Source organism: Pseudomonas imperatae (assembly GCF_057128625.1).
In genome coordinates, this window is record NZ_JBSKHP010000063.1 from 1 (window position 1) to 1,658 (window position 1,658).

General features: G+C 54.0%; 1 protein-coding gene. It reads left to right on the forward strand.

The genetic code is table 11. The features are described 5' to 3' along the window. The first annotated feature begins 70 nt into the window (after positions 1-70). Positions 71-1,501 (forward strand): IS1182 family transposase, encoded by a 1,431-nt coding sequence (locus ACWKWX_RS32575; RefSeq protein ID WP_483829922.1) that lies wholly within the window; start codon positions 71-73, stop codon positions 1,499-1,501. Positions 1,502-1,658 lie beyond the last annotated feature (157 nt).

Sequence of the window (1,658 nt, forward strand, 5' to 3'; positions counted from 1 at the left end):
CCAGAGTGTGTAAAAACGCCCGGACAAACCCTTGCTATGATTTCTGAGAATTTCATCGCAAGGGTCGCCTATGAAACGGTTTATTCAGAGTGGACACCGAGGCCAAAGCACCTTACTGCCTGAAAGCCTCGACGAATACGTCAGTGATACCAATCCGGTGCGCGTGGTCGATGTCTTCGTCGATGAACTCGACCTCATAACGCTAGGGTTTGATGGCGCGATTCCCGCCGACACTGGCCGACCTGCCTACCATCCCGCTGTCCTGTTGAAGATCTATATCTACGGTTATCTGAACCGCATCCAATCGAGCCGACGCCTTGAGCGAGAAGCCCAACGTAACGTCGAACTGATGTGGCTAACCGGGCGGCTCATGCCCGACTTCAAAACCATCGCGAACTTCCGAAAAGACAACAGCAAGGCCATTCGTGGGGTCTGCCGACAGTTCGTTGTGCTGTGCCAGCAGCTTGGGCTTTTTGGAGAAAACCTGGTTGCCATCGACGGCAGTAAATTCAAGGCAGTGAATAATCGTGACCGAAATTTCACCAGCGCCAAACTCAAGCGGCGGATGGAAGAGATTGAGTCGAGCATCAGCCGTTACCTGGCTGCACTTGATGCGGCTGATAGGCAAGTGCCAACTGCCTCCGAACCAGACGGCGCGCGCCTCGCAGAGAAAATCGAGAAGCTGAAAGCTCAAATGAAGGAGCTTCAGCTGATCGAATCTCAGCTTAACGATTCGCCTGATAAGCAGGTCTCGCTGACCGATCCAGATGCCCGTTCGATGATGACGCGCGGAAGCGGAATCGTCGGCTACAACGTGCAGACAGCAGTCGATACCCAGCATCACTTGATCGTCGCCCACGAGGTTACGAACGTCGGCTCTGACCGCGACCAACTCAGCTCCATGGCGAAGCTCGCGCGTGAAGCCATCGGCTCAGAAACGTTATCGGTCGTGGCTGATCGGGGCTACTTCAAAGGTGAAGAAATCCTGGCCTGTCACAACGCCAATATCAGCGCCTACGTGCCAAAGCCGATGACCTCAAGCGCCAAGGCAGAGGGTCGTTTCAATAAAGATGCCTTCGTTTATGACGCGACAAAAAACGAGTACACCTGCCCAGCTGGGGAGGTACTGATTTGGCGTTTCTCCAGCATCGAAAAAGGCATGAATATGCACTGTTACTGGAGTTCGAGCTGCCAGAAATGTGCGCTGAAACCGCAGTGCACGCCCAGCACAAATCGCCGAGTCAGGCGCTGGGAGCATGAAGCGGTGCTGGAGCAAATGCAGCGCCGACTAGACCAAGCCCCGGACATGATGCGAGTGCGAAAAAGGACTGTTGAGCATCCCTTCGGGACGCTCAAACAATGGATGGGATCTACGCACTTCCTAACTCGCAAGCTGGTTGGCGTCAGCGCGGAGATGAGCCTTAACGTGCTCGCCTACAATATGAAGCGAGTTATGAAAATCGTCGGCACGGAAGGTTTGATGAAAGCAATGACGGCCTAAAAGGCCCAGCTTTTGCCGCTGTAAAAGCCATTGAAACACGCCCTGAAGGCCAAGGAGCGTTACCGGTGCGGATCTTGGCGAACGCTTGGAATATCGCAACGACCAGAAGCCATGGGCTAACTCACCAGCAACTTGAAAGTGTTTTTACACACTCTGG